This window comes from Bacillus sp. F9_6S_D1_P_5 (assembly GCF_054823925.1).
Genome location: NZ_JBTREW010000002.1, coordinates 69,449 through 84,502 on the forward strand (window position 1 = coordinate 69,449; position 15,054 = coordinate 84,502).

The following is a 15,054-nucleotide window of genomic DNA, read 5'->3' on the forward strand; positions in this document are numbered from 1 at the left end:
GATCTTCTAAGATGTCTTCTTAAAAAAATCCTTCATCATTTTCGCATCTTTAATATTCACTACCACACCTTCAACCTTATCTTTCTTCTCATCTTTAGCAATCGTAATTTGTTCCTTATTATCAACCCACACAAGAAACTCTTCTTTTGCGTCATCTTTATATGTAACGGTAATAGTAGAATGTGCAGAGTCTCTCTTTTTTTGATCTAGTGTGATTGCTTTAGGAGTCCCGTTTTGAACTGCTGAAACGATAGATTGTATCATTTCTTCGTTATCTGTTTGAGATTTAGAAGTAGTATTATTGGTTGTCTGAAGTATTTCGATATCTGTAATATTTGCGGAGTTTAATTGAAAGGTATTTTGTGTATGTTCTTGCTTAGCTTGTGGAGCTTTGTCTGTAGCTGAGGTGCTTGCACAGCCTATTAAAGTGAAAGATAGAGCGGTTAGAGTGCATATAGATATGATTTTTTTCATAGTATCCCTCATCATTTTCAATTATAACAATTTTCTTCTAATTTAGGTAGTTATTGTAAGTGGATTTATTGTACTAGTTTTAGGATAGAAAAAAATTCACATAACTTTTTTCATATTTTATGTTTAACATTTCGAAAATGGGTGTACTACATATAATATAACAAATAATTCATTTTAGAGGAGGAAGTTAAAGATGGAAACGAAGTATAGTAAACCTTTTGTATATGAATTTATTACGGAGAAAGAGGTCATGAATGCGGCGAATGATCTAGTGAAGAAAGGAATAGACCAAAAAGATATTTACGTATTAACACATGAGAAAGAAAGGACAGATAGAATCGCAGACAATGCAGACGTGAATACAATTGGAATAAAAGAGGAGGGACTTGGTACAAGCATTATTAACGTCTTTCAAAACACGGGAGATCAGTTAAGAAATAAGATGCAAGAGTTAGGACTTAATGAGGAAGAAGCGAACTTCTACGAAGAAAAACTGGATGAAGGAAAAATCTTGTTATTCGTTAAGGATTTAGAAAGAGTCGGTGAATGGTTACAAGAAAGAAGATGCATGTATTCTATTTAAATTTGTATCCTGTAAATCTATAAATCTATTACGAAAAGGAGATTGTAAATATGAGTGAGAGCGGGCTAAAAGAACAAGTTAAAGGTAAAGTTGAAAAGAAAAAAGGACAAGTAAAAGAAGGAATTGGTGAAGTCACAGAAGATAGAGAGTTGAAAAATGAAGGGAAGTGGGAGAAGACGAAGGGAACTATAAAAGAAAAAGTCGGAAAAGTGAAACAAAAGATAAGTGATGAGTTGGATAATAAAGAATAATATATGTTTATCAAGCTTTGGTTACATACCAAAGCTTGATAAATCCAATATAAAACGAATATAGGAGGTTTAATTGTGGGACTTATTATTACGTGTATTGTAGGTGGACTTATTGGTGCATTGGCTGGAATGATTACAGGAAAAGACTTTCCTTTAGGTATAGTTGGTAATGTGATTGCCGGATTAATCGGATCTTGGGTAGGTAGTGCGTTATTTGGTCATTGGGGTCCTGAATGGGGAGGCATCTTTATTCTTCCAGCTTTATTAGGTGCAATCGTCTTTATTTTAATCGTTACATTCTTTTCTAGAATGCTACGGAAAGCGTAAGTATGATAATGAATAGTAATCTTAAGTTTATTATATATAGCTATAAAGTTAATAGAGTGATAAATATACATAAAAAGGCATCCAATTCAACTAATTTGGATGCTTTTTTAATGTAATCTGCATAGGAATGAGTGGAGGATGAAGAACCCCCACTCATTAAAATTACAATTTCTATTATGTATTAAACCATCGTTACTTTTTCACAATTATTTATCCTTACGACCTGTCTCGGTTCTATATGAGATAAGTCCTCGCTATTACCTATATCCACTACAATTGTATTCGTTAGTATGTTAATAATGGAACCAACTAATTTTGTAGCATGATCGTGTCGATAAGAAAATTGAACGAAATCTCCCTTTTTAAAGTTGTGCTCTTCCATAGATAGATCCCCCTAAAAATAATGTTTATACATTATATATACACAAATTTATAAGGTTTAAACATTTGATAATATTTTTTAAGTGTTAAGCCGAGAAAGGTGTAGAAAATTTATTTATAATGAAAATAAAAAAATATGTTTAAAACTAATTTTTATGGGTAATTAACATAGTAGTAGTTTGAGATAAGGGGGCGGAAATGATGAATTTGGCAATAAATATTTTGCAAAATGATGTAGGTTATACGGTACAACTTAATGGTGAGATTGATGCGTATACGGCATCAGATTTAAAAAATAAGATGATGCCTATTGCAAGCGAAAAAGAGGTTCATATTGTAGTAGATTTTACTGAGGTAGAGTATATGGATAGTACAGGTTTAGGCGTATTTATAGCTCTATTAAAAGCAGTTAAGAAAAATGATGGCAAACTAGAATTTATTGGTGTCTCTAAAAGGTTAAAAAGATTATTTGATATTACAGGACTAACAGAAATATTAAATTTGAATTCGGATTTTGAAAAAGTAGAAAGAAGGTGACTAGGGATGATGGAGAGATTTGAAAAGATAGAAATGAAAATTCCTGCAAAGGCAGAATATGTGGCTATTATTCGTTTAACAATGGCTGGTGTTGCAAATCGAATGGGCTTTGCTTATGACGATATAGAAGATATGAAAATTGCTATTAGTGAAGCATGTACAAACATTGTACAACATGCATACAAAGAAGACGTTGGAGAAATTGCAATTGTCTTTGGTCTATATGAAGATCGATTAGAAATTATGGTTGCTGATAATGGGGTTAGCTTTGATTTTAGTACCTTAAAAGAGAAAGTTGGTCCGTATGATATTAGTAAACCAGTAGAACATTTGCCGGAAAATGGTTTAGGTTTATATTTAATTAATACGTTAATGGATGATATACAAATTATGCATGATGAGGGCATGACAGTTTTAATGACAAAATATATACAAAGAGAGCAGGTGGAGAATGATGGAAATCCAATCTCAACCTACAAATCTTGCTAAAGAAGAAGTTATTAAACTAATTGCAGACTTCCAACAAAACCAATGTGATGAAGCACAGGAAAAATTGGTTCATCACTATAAAAACCTCGTACATTCCATTGCATATCGCTATTCAAAAGGTGGACCGATGCATGAGGATATTATACAAGTAGGGATGTTAGGGCTCTTAGGCGCAATAAGAAGGTATGATTATTCGATAGGGAATGCTTTTGAGCCGTTTGCAATACCTACGATAGTAGGAGAAATAAAGAAGTATTTACGTGATAAAACTTGGGGTATTCATGTTCCAAGGCGAATTAAAGATTTAGGCGGGAAGATTAAACTTGCGATAGAGGAGTTAACAGATCAACTGCAACGTTCACCGAAGATTATAGAGATTGCGGATCATTTAGAACTATCCGAAGAGGAAGTGCTAGAAATTATGGATGCGAAAAATAATTATCGAGTATCTTCCTTAGATGATGTAGTTGAAAATGCATCTGATGGCAGTTCGGTAGCGAGAATTGAATCTGTAGGTGAAGTAGAGCAAGGATATGAAGAGACAGAAAGGCGTCTCGTTTTACATGATATTTTTAACGTATTAAATGATACGGAAAAGAGTGTTATTCATTATATATTTGAAGAGAATTTAAATCAAAAGGATACAGGGGAACGGTTAGGTATTTCACAAATGCACGTTTCTCGTATTAAAAGACAAGCGATAAGTAAATTGAAGCAAGCAGCGTTTTTAGATACATAAAAATTTTAAATAATGATGTTTAAAACATGAGAAAAGGGGTAGTTATTAAGTATAGGAGGAGATATTAAATGTCACACGATGTGAAAGAACTAATCGAAGGATTGAATGAAGATTTAGCAGGAGAATACTCAGCAATTATTATGTATAACCATAATGCAGCTACAGTTTCTGGTATATATAGACAAGTGTTAAAACCTTTCTTTGAATCTGAAATTAGTGATGAACAAGGACATGCCCTATATTTAGCGGAGAAAATTAAGACGTTAGGTGGTACACCTACTACGATCCCTTTACCAGTGAAACAAGTAGAAGATGTTAGAGAAATGTTAGAAGAAGCTAGGCAATCAGAATATGAAACAATTAAGCGTTATGAAACGAGAAAAGAACAGGCTGCGAAATTAAATATGACAGAGTTAGTTGTAAAGTTAGAAGATATGATTGCAGATGAAACAAATCATATGGAAGAGTTAGATCGTCTTTTAAGTGGTAAAGCAATGGTGTTAAATTAAAAGTGGAAATTTATAGAGTGAAAGAACAAACTCTCATTTCTGGGGGTTTGTTCTTTTGCTGTATAAAAAATAGGTATGAGTAGGAAATTTTCATTTTATAACTGAGTATGTAATACTAGAAAAATAGAAAATGATAACAGATTTACATTTTAAATAAGAAAAGGGGAAATCACTTGTGTCCATTTTAATTGTAGATGATAATCCGGTTAACATCTTTGTAATTGAAAAGATTTTAAAACAAGCTGGATATCAGGATCTTGTATCGCTTAATTCTGCACAAGAGCTTTTCGAATACATACAGTTTGGAAAAGATTCTTCCAGGCATAATGAAATTGATTTAATACTATTAGATATTATGATGCCTGAAATTGATGGACTTGAAGTTTGTAGGCGATTACAAAAAGAGGAGAAGTTTAAAGATATTCCTATTATTTTTGTTACAGCTTTAGAAGATGCAAATAAATTAGCTGAAGCTCTTGATATGGGGGCAATGGATTATATTACGAAACCTATAAATAAAGTTGAATTGTTAGCACGTATGCGTGTAGCATTACGCTTGAAATCGGAATTAAATTGGCATAAAGAACAGGAAGAGAATCTTCGGAATGAACTAGATTTAGCTACGCAAGTACAAAGAAACTTATTAAGTAGCCCATTAAGAGAAGAGCATATAAAAATTGAAGCAAGTTACTTACCTTCATTCAAACTAGCTGGAGATATGTATTACTGGTATAAAATCGATGAAAACCGCTACGGTATTATATTATTAGATGTGATGGGACATGGTGTATCTGCTTCCTTAGTTTGCATGTTCATTTCGTCTGTATTACGTGAAACGATTAAATGTTTAATCGATCCAGAACTTGTCATTAAAGACTTAAATAAATATATGACTCTTTTACATAATGAGAATGACAATATTCCATATTATTTTACAGCGATATACTTAGTAGTTAATACAGAAGATAGAACGATTGAATATGTAAATGCAGGACATCCTTCTGGATATGTTTTAGTTGATGAAACAAATGTAGTTGAACTAAATCGCGGGAGTTGTGCGGTAGGGTTTTTTGATGAAATAAAAGTTGAAAAGACCGTTATACCTTTTGAGAAGAACGCTCAAATCGTATTGTTTACAGATGGTGTTCTTGAAGCAATTGCAAATGATGAATTTGAGTCTGAAGAGAAATTACGTGCTTTTACCGAAAGAAAATGGGGAGATTTAGAAGAAGAGATAGAAGGGTTTTATAAGGAAGAACAGAAGAAAGAACAATCAGATGATATGTGCCTCATTATGATACAAACGAATGCAAAATAAAAAGCGTATGAAATCCAAACAGAGGATTTCATACGCTTTTTATTGTATTTTTTGATAGATTTGTTCGTTCGGATTAAATTGAATATAATGCGGCATTATATGTGAAAAACGGAGAGTTTCTTTATTTCCTAAACATAGGAATCCGTTGTGACTTAAACTTTCATAAAATAGTTGCTGTACTTGGTTTTGAAGTTTACTTGTAAAGTAAATTAAAACGTTACGGCAAAGTATAATATGAAATTCGTTAAAAGATTGATCGGTTACTAAATTATGTTGTGCAAAAATAATGTTTTGTAACAGTGAAGGATTAAAATAAGCAAAACGACTATCCGTTGAATAATAGTTAGAAAATGCTTGTGTACCGCCAGCTTGTAAATAATTTTTCGTATAAGTTTGCATTTTATTTAATGGAAGAATTCCTTGTTTTGCTTTTTCTAACACATCTGTATTCATATCTGTTGCGTAAATAACAGCTTTTTCACTTAACCCTTCTTCGTGAAGTAAGATGGACATTGATAATACTTCTTCACCAGTTGCGCATCCAGCGTGCCAAATTCTAATTTCAGGATACTTTTTTAATTCAGGAATGACATGCTCTCTTAGCGCTTTAAAAAAGTTAGGGTTACGAAACATTTCAGTTACGTTAATGGAGAAATCATTTAATAACTGTTCTAAAAACCCTTCCTCATGAATTACTTTTTCAATTAACTTTGAAATGGTTGGGATATTAGAGATCTGCATTCGATTACAAATTCTTCTATAAATAGATGTACGAGCATATTGGCGGAAATCGAAGCCAGATAGTTTAAATACCGCTTCTAATAGTAATTCAATTTCTAAGTTCGTACGCTTATCCATATCTACAGATGGATCAAAATTATAATACTTATTTTCCACTTAAACTAAACCTCACTTATTTTATTAACCATACACTCATTACCGAATAGAGTTGATGTAAATTTAATGGTTTACTTATATAATCTGAAGCACCAGCAGATAAACATTTCTCTTTATCATTTGGCATTGCTTTCGCAGTTAATGCGATAATAGGTATTTCATGTAACCCTAAGTTCATTCGGATATGTTCCATCGTTTCATAACCATCCATATTCGGCATCATAATATCCATTAAAATAAGGTCAATATTTGTATTGTTTTTTAGTATGTCTAAACACTCTATGCCGTTCTGTGCAGTAATAATGTTGGCATGTTGTTTTTCTAACGCATTTTGTAACGCAAATATATTTCGGTGATCATCATCGACAATTAAAATAGTTTTCTCTTGGAAGACGGTATTTGTTTCTGGTGTCACGATAGTTTCCTCCACAACTTCAGCAGGAATAACATCTTCTATCGTTGCTGCGACTTCTAAATTGGATATTTGCATATCAGTTAACCCATTTGGAAGGTTAGGAATATATACAGTGAAAGTACTACCTTCTCCTACATGACTCTCTAACGTAATCCAACCACCTAACAATCTAGCAAACTCTTTACATATAGATAATCCTAAGCCTGTACCACCATATTTTCGAATCGTTGCACCATCTGCCTGTTGAAAGGCTTCGAAAATAAGTTGATGCTGTTCTTTAGCGATACCAATACCAGTATCTTTTACCGAAATTTTCATCCAATCATTACTGATAGACTGCATATCATGACTTAAATTAGTTGTTTCTATTGAATCGAAATGTAAAGAAACGGATCCTGTTTCCGTGAATTTAAATGCATTGGATAATAAGTTTTTAATAATTTGTTCAATCCGTTTTGCATCTGTATAAAATAGATCAGGAATTGTATCACTGTCTTCAATCGTAAATTCGACATTTTTTTGTGCAGCGATATGTAAAAAGTTTTGATGCATACTTGCTGCCATGTCACTTATATTTGTTGCTTCAAAAATCACATCTAGTTTCCCAGCTTCTACTTTCGATAAATCAAGTATGTCATTAATTAAAGTAAGTAAATCTTTCCCTGATGAATGAATGACGGTTGCTAATTCAATTTCATCATCGGATAAATGATTATCATGATTTTCTTTTAACATTTCAGATAATAGTAAAATACTATTTAACGGTGTGCGTAATTCATGTGACATATTTGCTAGAAATTCAGATTTGTATTTTGAGCTACGTAATAACTCACTTGCTTTTTCTTCTAATTCTAATTTAGTAATTTGTAAGTCAGCTGTCTTTTGCTCCGCCTCTTCCGTTCTAGACTCTAGTTGTTCATTCGTTGTTCGTAATTCTTCGGCTTGCATTTGTAGTTCTTCAGCTTGCGTTTGCAATTCTTCTGATTGAACTTGCAGCTCTTCTGTCATTGCTTGTGATTCATGTAAAAGGGTTTGAATTCGCATACGTCCCATAATGCTATGGATTGTTAAACCTAGATTATCAACAGTTTGTTGAATTAAATCTTGATGCAAGTCTGAAATCTCAGTTACACTTACTAACTCCATGACTGCGATTACTTCATCCTCAAATAAGATAGGGATGACTAGTAGGTTTTTAGGGCGTATTTCTAATAATCCAGTAGTAACGTAACGGAATTCTTCAGGTATGTCCCTGAGAATAAAACTTTTCTTTTCTAAAGCAGACTGTCCAATGAAACCTTCACCCATTTTAATGGATTGTTTCCCAATATCAGCACCTTGCTCTGCGAAAGAAGCTTTCTTCACATAGTAGACAGTGTCTTCAATTTCTTCACGAACATAAAATGCACCGCAAGAAGTTTGCGTTTTTTGTATAACCCCACTAAGAATTTTGCTACCTAACATCTCAATAGAAGATACACCTTGATACATTAAAATTAATTCTGCAAGCTCGGTTTGCAACCACTCTCTTTTCGATATTTCGTCTAGTAAGTGGTTTGTTGTGTGAGCTAGATCTTTTATTTCATCATGGCTGTTCACATGAATTCTTTCTGTAATTTTTTCTTTAGAAGAAATGGATTTAATAGCTTGAATTACATTTTTAATCGTTTTTGTAATGGAATTCGAAATATAGAGTGAAATGATAATGGAAATACAAGAAAGTAAGAACAATAAGCTGTATAACCAAAGCTCTAATTTATTATTTTCAGTATCTAATTGTGCAGCCCTTTTTTTCGTTAGTTGCTCTTCTACACTACGGAAGTTCGTTAGCTGCGATTGTAATGACTGAATTTGAGTCGTGTCGATTGCTTGTACGTTATTACTATTGCTACTTGCAATGAATGGGTGAATCTCTTTATTAATCCAACTAGTAATGTTTTCATTAATCTGTTTTAATTTTTCTTGCTGAGAGGGGTTATCCTCTAATAGAGCTAAAAGATCTTGATAATGTTTTTCGTAATCCTTTTCTGCAGCGTTAAGGGATTGAACGTAATTTGCATCATTAGAAGTGATAAATCCTTTCACTTTATTTTCAATTGTTAGTAAATCTTTCTCCACTTGATTCGTTAAATTAAGCACTTTAAAATCGTGATCAATAATAAAATTACGAGATTTTTGTAAATTGGAAATCCCATTGTTTAGCATAATGAAAGAAATAAGTAAGAACAAAATGATAACTAAATAACCAGCCATAATTTTGTAACGAATACTAAATTTTGCTTTCGATTTCATCAAAAATTCCTACCTTCAAGATTATTAAAAGTTTTCAACCGTAAAGAATGAAAACGTAATATATATTATATCAGTTTTCGTAAGGCCAAACTAGAAATCCCCCTATTGTATTAGGGGGTTCGTTTTTCATAGAGGAAATCATTTTGAAATATAAAACTATATATGAAAAGTAACAATCGAGGGAATAGGGGGATCATAAAACTTTTAAGAAGGAAAGAGTGTTCTTAAAGCTTTTTTTGCATCTATTCCTTCAAAGATAAATAATACAAGTTCTTTCTTTTTGACAGTAAGAAAGAATGATACTAATGTGCTTAAGTTTTTAATAGAAGTAAGTGCTCCATGTTTACCTATAAATACATTCGTTTGAAATGTTGTCATTAAAGCATAAAAATGATGAATCTGCGTTATTGTAGGTGTTTCATTATAAAGAATAGTAGTAGATTGAATGGCATTCATCGTAATATTCCTTTCTGTATAGTAAGCATAACAATATAAACGTACCCGTTTTAAAAAATGTTAAACCTATAAAATTAAAAAAATATAATTATAGTTTTTTACGTTTAGAAAGGGGTGGGAAGGGTATACATATACCATAAAGAGATTGAACGAAGATGAATTGTAAGGTTCTATACTTTTACTTTAAATAAAAAGGAGACTGTTACATATGGATAAAATGATAACGGATATTACATTTGATTTCATTTACTTGTTAAGTAGTTCTCTTGTAGTCCTTTTATTATTAGCATTTTTCGTAAATGGTTATGTGAATAAAAAAATTAGTGTATATAAAAACGAAGAGTAATAAAGATAAATGATATAAAACTTTAGGAGGTTACTAGTTATGAATGTAGATAGAAAAATAGTAGGTATTTTTAGAACAATTGATGATGCAGCACTCGTTATTAATGATTTAAAAGATAAAGGGTATGCAGCTGATAACATTTCAGCTATTGCAAAGGATCAAAAGGAAATTGAACACTTAGAAGAAAAATCGGGTGAAAAAGTGAATCATGAAACTGCACATAAGGGGGATATCTTTTCAGCGACAGGGCTTGTAGCTGGAGGAGTAGCAGGTGGACTCGGCGGTTTATTAACAGGTCTTGGTGTACTTGCCGTATCTGGACTGGGCCCAATTGTAGCAGCGGGACCTATCGCGGCAGCCATTGGGGGAGCCGGTATTGGCGGAGGAGCTGGAAGTTTAATAGGAGCATTTATCGGCTTAGGAATCCCTGAAGAGCATGCTAAGAAATATGAAGAATATATTTACGATGGAAATATATTAATTTTAGTAGATGCAAAATTAGATGATAAGTTAGAAATCTATAAAATATTTGATAAGCACAATGCGTATAACTCTGATTTCTTTAAATAATATGTACGTCACATATTAAACATAGTGAATATCGTTTTTTGATCTTACAACTTTGGCGCGGCCGAGGAGTCGTATGACTATAAGAGAGGAAGGGCTTATAGTAAAAGATCAAGTTTAAGAGAGAAGGGGTGTCTTGTCGTGATTGTAAAAATATTAAAGGATAGTAGTAATAGCTTCCTTTGTACAGTGCAAAATAAAAATGGAGAGAAGTACGTAAAGAAATGGTTTAGGAAACAGGAAAACAAAGAAGAATTAAGACGACCAACTTTTAAAGAAGTAGAAAAGGATTGGAAAGAAAATAGAGAATCGTTTATGTATCCGAATGTAAAAGCGCTTTATTAAACATAATAGTCGTTTTATTCTTACAAAATTGTCACACTCCTGTAAGGTAATTCAATAGATTAGTTACTTTTTCCATGTCATAATAAAGACATAAGAAAGCTTATTCAAACTACAACTTATTAGGAGAGTGTCAGTCATGATTGTAACAACAACTTCTGGAATTCAAGGTAAAGAAATTATTGAGTATATTGATATTGTAAATGGTGAAGCTATTATGGGTGCAAATATTGTCCGCGACTTATTCGCATCTGTTCGTGATGTTGTCGGTGGTCGTGCTGGTTCTTACGAAAGCAAGCTAAAAGAAGCTCGTGATATTGCAATGGATGAAATGAAAGAACTTGCAAAACAAAAAGGTGCGAACGCTATCGTTGGCGTTGACGTAGATTACGAGGTTGTTCGTGATGGAATGTTAATGGTTGCTGTAAGTGGTACAGCTGTACGTATATAAGTAAATAAAAAACAGGCTCGCCCCTTGAAGTTATGCTTTGAGGGGATTTTTTTGTTTTATGACTACAGTTAAAATGGAGATACCAAGAACGCTTTAAAGAGTGTATAGTTTATAGAAATAAACGATTGAGCATGTAAAGAGTTATAGTACATAAAATTTATTATGAATGGAGGCGATTACATTATGTTTTGGTTAGGATGTTTTTTAGGATACATTGTAGGATCTGTTATCACATGTGCTCTACTTTACTATGGATATAGATCTAATGAAAACAAAAAAGCGAATATACAAAAGAGGGAGGAGAGGAAAATCAATTAAAAAGGTGTATAGGATGTGAAAGGTAAGGTGATAACGTTGATGCAAAAATAAAGGACAGTACATATGTTGTATGACCGCTATGCACTGTCCCGCTTATTTCTTTTGGATTATGAAAAGTTGTTTCCTGTCTTGCTATAAAATTCATAGGCGAAAAATCCAAATAAATAGCCTATTCCAGCTCCTAAACTAACTAAAAGCAGTGAGAAATCGGGGAAAAACATGCCGAAAATCAAACCGATTATACAGCCAACAAGCATTCCTATAGGTATGAAACTGTCTAATAAAATTTGAGCTTCTTTTGATTTTTTCTTACCCAATTTTCCGTGCTTATATTTATGTTCCAATCTTTTTATTACAAATACTACAATTCCCCCGACTAGTATAACAGGCCAAATTGCCGAAATGAACCACATGTTAGAAGCTCCTTTCGTTTTTTAATTAAATTATACCATATATTAACATTTTAAATTTAAGCGGAAATAAGATCTTTCGCTTCACTTTTTCTTTTATTCATGACTAAAGTTAATAGGAATAAAACGAAGCTTAAAAGTGCCATTATAATAAAAACTTGCGTATAACTATTAAAATAGTCACGAGCGATTCCTGCTAGGACAGGAATGAATCCGCCCATAATATATCCTCCTGACTGCATCATAGCAGTCCATGCACTCGCATCTCCTGAAGTTTTTGTTTCATATAGCGGCAGCATAAGAGCGAGTGGAAATACGCCGCCGAGCCCGATACCTAGTAAAATTGAAGGAAGCCATGGTGTAGTTAGTGGGTAAATCATAAGCGATAAACCTACGAGTACAAAGCATATGCTCCCTAATAACCAAAGTGCTCTGTTTTTATAAATATCCGCTAATGTTGGAATTAAAAAGCTACATATCATTTGAATCACTGTAAAAACAGTTATAAGAGTCCCCGCATGTTCGCCACTGACACCCATACTTTGATTTGCCGGCGCAAGCCAAGTTGTAATAGAGTAAAAGATTCCTGATTGTAGCCCGAAAAAGATTGTAAACAACCATGCTTTTTTATTTCTTAAAGGCAAGCTATTATTCTTTTTATTTTGTGTACTCGTATTCTTTTTTCGTTTCATAACGGGATACCAACATATAATAGCGATAATAGTTAGTGCACCCCAAAAAGCGAGTGCCATATTCCAAGATCCTTTTAACACATGTTGTAAAGGAATCGTTAACCCTGCACTTAAAGAAGCGCCAGTTCCCATACCTACTGAATATATGCCAATCATTAAGCCGATTTTCGTAGGGAATTTTTCTTTAATAAACCCTGATAGTAACGGACCTGCAAGTGCAATTCCAATACCGATAAATAAAGAGCTGGCAAATAATGTAGAAATGGAAAAGGTAAAAGCCCTCATACATGTTGCCAAGCCGATTAAAATAAGGCAAGCCATAATTGATTTTTCTGCCCCATATTTTTTTATTACCTTCCCAGTCAGTAAGGCGAATGTCCCCATACAAAAAACAGGAATAGCTGTTAAAAAACTAACGGAAAAATTGCTTATATTTAAGTCTTGTCGGATTGTTTCTAATACAGGTGAAACAGATGTAATTCCGATACGCAAATTAATAGAAACAAAAAATAGTGCTAGTATATACAAATAAGTTCGTTCTTGATGTTTCAATTCCATTTTCTCCTCTCTTAAACATCAGATGTTATTCAGTATATCATCTGATGTTTTGATGTAATAGATAAGGAGCTTATTTCAGCTCCAAATTTTGAATGGCGTATGTTTGTGCCTCTTCGGCATTTTGTTTTAAAATAGCTTGGAATAACTTTTCATGAATGTCTGAGTTATCTTCATAGTCCACTGTATTTAATATGAATTGGCTTAAAATGTGGCGAAGGGCAGGTACGAAAGATTGATACAAATCAAGTAGAACTTCGTTTTTGCTCGCCTTTGCAATGGCTAGATGAAACTGAATGTCTGCATCTATGTATGCTACATAATTTCCTTCTTGAAGGGCATTTTTTCTTTTACTCAAATGTCCTTTTAAGTATAAAAGATCCTCGTCGGTTCGGCGCTGTGCCGCTAACATCGCTACTTCTTTATCTAACATATTTCGTGCTTCATACACATGATGTATATTAGCTGCTTGCAGTCGTTTTTCAAATGAATCTTGCGTTGTATTGAGTGAAACAATACGAGTACCTTGTCCTTGGCGAACTTCTAATATGCCGGCATGTACTAATATCTTTATGCTCTCTCGCAATGTTGAACGTCCAACTCCTAACTCTTCCATTAACTGCGGCTCTGTAGGGAGGCGATCACCAACTTCATACTCGCCAGAAAAGATTTTCTCTTGTAGACGTTCCAGCACTTCATCGACTAATTTCCGCCGAGAAACTTTTGAAAAAGATTTCTTTTCGTTCATATTCATCTGCTCATCTCCTGTTATATTCGTTTTTATGATAACCAATTTAAGTTCGATTGACAATGTTATTTTTAGACAATGTAAGTATGGAGCAGAATGAGACTATCGATATTTGAAAATTAATAAATATGTTAAAATATTGTAGATGAAAAGGTAAAGGGGGAACTTGAAGTTGGAATTTAATGTTGGAATATGTAATGAAATTAATGAGAGAATACAAGGAATAAAAGATGAAAGCGAAAAAGTGAATACAATCTTTGCTTGGTTAAATGAAGAGTTTGAATGGGTACAAACTGATTACGTGGAAAGGACAGTAGAAGAGATTTTAGCGAGAAGAGCAGGGAATTGCGCAGAGCAGGCAAAGGTAGTCGAAAAAGTATTAACTCATATAGGAATAGAAACTAGGTGGATCTTGGAAATAAATTCTCATTCCGAAAGTATGGAAAGACAAAACTTTTCGCTTAATTTAATTGAAAAACATGGGGATTTCTATTCGATATTTGGTTGGAATCATAACGATCATAGGTGGCTGGAGTACTACAACAATAATCTCAAACAATGGATTCCTATTGATACAGCATTTGGTGTTTTGGATATCAATCATTGGTTAGAAAAGAGAATGAGTTTTACTAGAGAATCTATACCAACGACACAAAAAATAATCCCTTTTTGTATTGTTGCCTTAAACACAAAAAGGGATGTATCAGAGATATTATCAAACTTCTATCTTATTGATCAATTTGATAAATTTTATAATGGAATGTTAAGCGAAACAACAGTATGGGAGGAATGGAAATTAGTAATTAATAAACTAACCGAAGTAGGAATAGAAACCTATAGCGGACATAGGAACCTCCATAAATATCAAAATGAAATAAAACGTTTTACCAATTTGTATCTTAAATTAAAACAAGAAGTTTTAACGAATACTGTTATTTAAACGTATACGTTTCCTTT

The 15,054-nt window shown here is 33.0% G+C and carries 21 protein-coding genes; 13 read left to right on the forward strand and 8 right to left on the reverse strand.

The features are described 5' to 3' along the window. Nucleotides 1-6: 6 nt before the first annotated feature. Nucleotides 7-474 (reverse strand): hypothetical protein, encoded by a 468-nt coding sequence (locus ACUXEY_RS03205; RefSeq protein ID WP_429600850.1) that lies wholly within the window; start codon nucleotides 472-474, stop codon nucleotides 7-9. 193 nt (nucleotides 475-667) lie between these two features. Between ACUXEY_RS03205 and ACUXEY_RS03210 the strand changes: the two genes are divergently transcribed. From ACUXEY_RS03210 to ACUXEY_RS03220, 3 genes are all read left to right on the forward strand, one after another. After that, the gene (locus ACUXEY_RS03210; RefSeq protein WP_000448812.1) at nucleotides 668-1,057 is read left to right on the forward strand and encodes a YflT domain-containing protein; all 390 of its coding nucleotides are present in this window, start codon (nucleotides 668-670) and stop codon (nucleotides 1,055-1,057) included. 50 nt (nucleotides 1,058-1,107) lie between these two features. Then, nucleotides 1,108-1,308 carry a CsbD family protein gene (locus ACUXEY_RS03215; RefSeq protein ID WP_429600849.1) on the forward strand — a complete coding sequence of 67 codons (201 nt, stop codon included), beginning with the start codon at nucleotides 1,108-1,110 and terminating at the stop codon, nucleotides 1,306-1,308. Nucleotides 1,309-1,383: 75 nt separating this feature from the next. Then, nucleotides 1,384-1,635 (forward strand): GlsB/YeaQ/YmgE family stress response membrane protein, encoded by a 252-nt coding sequence (locus tag ACUXEY_RS03220; protein WP_000522902.1) that lies wholly within the window; start codon nucleotides 1,384-1,386, stop codon nucleotides 1,633-1,635. Nucleotides 1,636-1,816: 181 nt separating this feature from the next. Here ACUXEY_RS03220 and ACUXEY_RS03225 read toward each other — a convergent pair whose 3' ends face one another. Further along, entirely contained in the window at nucleotides 1,817-2,017 is a 201-nt protein-coding gene (locus ACUXEY_RS03225; protein WP_000391008.1) for a hypothetical protein, read from the reverse strand. Nucleotides 2,018-2,214: 197 nt separating this feature from the next. On the opposite strand from ACUXEY_RS03225, the gene rsbV reads away from it, so the two are divergent. The 5 genes from rsbV to ACUXEY_RS03250 all read left to right on the forward strand — a co-directional run bounded on the left by rsbV (nucleotide 2,215) and on the right by ACUXEY_RS03250 (nucleotide 5,608). Next, a complete protein-coding gene (rsbV, locus tag ACUXEY_RS03230) occupies nucleotides 2,215-2,553 on the forward strand; it encodes an anti sigma b factor antagonist RsbV (protein WP_429600848.1) in 339 nt (112 codons plus the stop codon). A gap of 6 nt (nucleotides 2,554-2,559) precedes the next feature. After that, entirely contained in the window at nucleotides 2,560-3,042 is a 483-nt protein-coding gene (rsbW, locus tag ACUXEY_RS03235) for an anti-sigma B factor RsbW (RefSeq protein WP_060489146.1), read from the forward strand. Continuing rightward, nucleotides 3,005-3,781 carry an RNA polymerase sigma factor SigB gene (sigB, locus tag ACUXEY_RS03240; protein ID WP_461300086.1) on the forward strand — a complete coding sequence of 259 codons (777 nt, stop codon included), beginning with the start codon at nucleotides 3,005-3,007 and terminating at the stop codon, nucleotides 3,779-3,781. The genes rsbW and sigB overlap by 38 nt, the downstream gene beginning before the upstream one ends. A 68-nt stretch (nucleotides 3,782-3,849) precedes the next feature. Next, nucleotides 3,850-4,290, forward strand: a complete 441-nt coding sequence (locus ACUXEY_RS03245; RefSeq protein ID WP_429600846.1) for a ferritin-like domain-containing protein — start codon at nucleotides 3,850-3,852, stop codon at nucleotides 4,288-4,290. A 175-nt stretch (nucleotides 4,291-4,465) separates the two neighbouring features. After that, complete coding sequence (locus ACUXEY_RS03250; RefSeq protein ID WP_461300087.1) at nucleotides 4,466-5,608, forward strand: SpoIIE family protein phosphatase; 1,143 nt, start codon at nucleotides 4,466-4,468, stop codon at nucleotides 5,606-5,608. 39 nt (nucleotides 5,609-5,647) lie between these two features. Here the strand turns inward: ACUXEY_RS03250 and ACUXEY_RS03255 are convergent, their stop codons facing one another. The 3 genes from ACUXEY_RS03255 to ACUXEY_RS03265 form a co-directional block, all read right to left on the reverse strand. Continuing rightward, on the reverse strand, nucleotides 5,648-6,505 hold the full coding sequence (locus tag ACUXEY_RS03255; RefSeq protein ID WP_461300088.1) for a CheR family methyltransferase: 858 nt from the start codon (nucleotides 6,503-6,505) through the stop codon (nucleotides 5,648-5,650). Between the two features lie 16 nt (nucleotides 6,506-6,521). Beyond that, nucleotides 6,522-9,212: a response regulator gene (locus ACUXEY_RS03260; RefSeq protein ID WP_461300089.1), complete on the reverse strand. Its 2,691-nt coding sequence runs from the start codon at nucleotides 9,210-9,212 to the stop codon at nucleotides 6,522-6,524. A 204-nt stretch (nucleotides 9,213-9,416) separates the two neighbouring features. Then, on the reverse strand, nucleotides 9,417-9,668 hold the full coding sequence (locus tag ACUXEY_RS03265) for a hypothetical protein (protein WP_071758380.1): 252 nt from the start codon (nucleotides 9,666-9,668) through the stop codon (nucleotides 9,417-9,419). Between the two features lie 208 nt (nucleotides 9,669-9,876). Here ACUXEY_RS03265 and ACUXEY_RS03270 point away from each other — a divergent pair, with 208 nt between their 5' ends. The 4 genes from ACUXEY_RS03270 to ACUXEY_RS03285 all read left to right on the forward strand — a co-directional run bounded on the left by ACUXEY_RS03270 (nucleotide 9,877) and on the right by ACUXEY_RS03285 (nucleotide 11,374). Next, nucleotides 9,877-10,014, forward strand: a complete 138-nt coding sequence (locus ACUXEY_RS03270) for a hypothetical protein (RefSeq protein ID WP_000359816.1) — start codon at nucleotides 9,877-9,879, stop codon at nucleotides 10,012-10,014. A 39-nt stretch (nucleotides 10,015-10,053) separates the two neighbouring features. Next, complete coding sequence (locus tag ACUXEY_RS03275) at nucleotides 10,054-10,584, forward strand: general stress protein (protein ID WP_461300090.1); 531 nt, start codon at nucleotides 10,054-10,056, stop codon at nucleotides 10,582-10,584. Nucleotides 10,585-10,722: 138 nt separating this feature from the next. Continuing rightward, on the forward strand, nucleotides 10,723-10,926 hold the full coding sequence (locus ACUXEY_RS03280) for a DUF4028 family protein (protein ID WP_461300091.1): 204 nt from the start codon (nucleotides 10,723-10,725) through the stop codon (nucleotides 10,924-10,926). Between the two features lie 136 nt (nucleotides 10,927-11,062). Then, nucleotides 11,063-11,374 (forward strand): YbjQ family protein, encoded by a 312-nt coding sequence (locus ACUXEY_RS03285; protein ID WP_000637511.1) that lies wholly within the window; start codon nucleotides 11,063-11,065, stop codon nucleotides 11,372-11,374. A 425-nt stretch (nucleotides 11,375-11,799) separates the two neighbouring features. Here ACUXEY_RS03285 and ACUXEY_RS03290 read toward each other — a convergent pair whose 3' ends face one another. The 3 genes from ACUXEY_RS03290 to ACUXEY_RS03300 all read right to left on the reverse strand — a co-directional run bounded on the left by ACUXEY_RS03290 (nucleotide 11,800) and on the right by ACUXEY_RS03300 (nucleotide 14,103). Beyond that, nucleotides 11,800-12,105, reverse strand: a complete 306-nt coding sequence (locus tag ACUXEY_RS03290; protein WP_461300092.1) for a hypothetical protein — start codon at nucleotides 12,103-12,105, stop codon at nucleotides 11,800-11,802. A 56-nt stretch (nucleotides 12,106-12,161) separates the two neighbouring features. Further along, nucleotides 12,162-13,352 (reverse strand): MFS transporter, encoded by a 1,191-nt coding sequence (locus ACUXEY_RS03295; protein ID WP_461300093.1) that lies wholly within the window; start codon nucleotides 13,350-13,352, stop codon nucleotides 12,162-12,164. A gap of 70 nt (nucleotides 13,353-13,422) precedes the next feature. Continuing rightward, complete coding sequence (locus ACUXEY_RS03300; protein ID WP_461300094.1) at nucleotides 13,423-14,103, reverse strand: FadR/GntR family transcriptional regulator; 681 nt, start codon at nucleotides 14,101-14,103, stop codon at nucleotides 13,423-13,425. Between the two features lie 166 nt (nucleotides 14,104-14,269). Between ACUXEY_RS03300 and ACUXEY_RS03305 the strand changes: the two genes are divergently transcribed. Continuing rightward, nucleotides 14,270-15,037 carry a transglutaminase-like domain-containing protein gene (locus ACUXEY_RS03305; protein ID WP_461300095.1) on the forward strand — a complete coding sequence of 256 codons (768 nt, stop codon included), beginning with the start codon at nucleotides 14,270-14,272 and terminating at the stop codon, nucleotides 15,035-15,037. Nucleotides 15,038-15,054 lie beyond the last annotated feature (17 nt).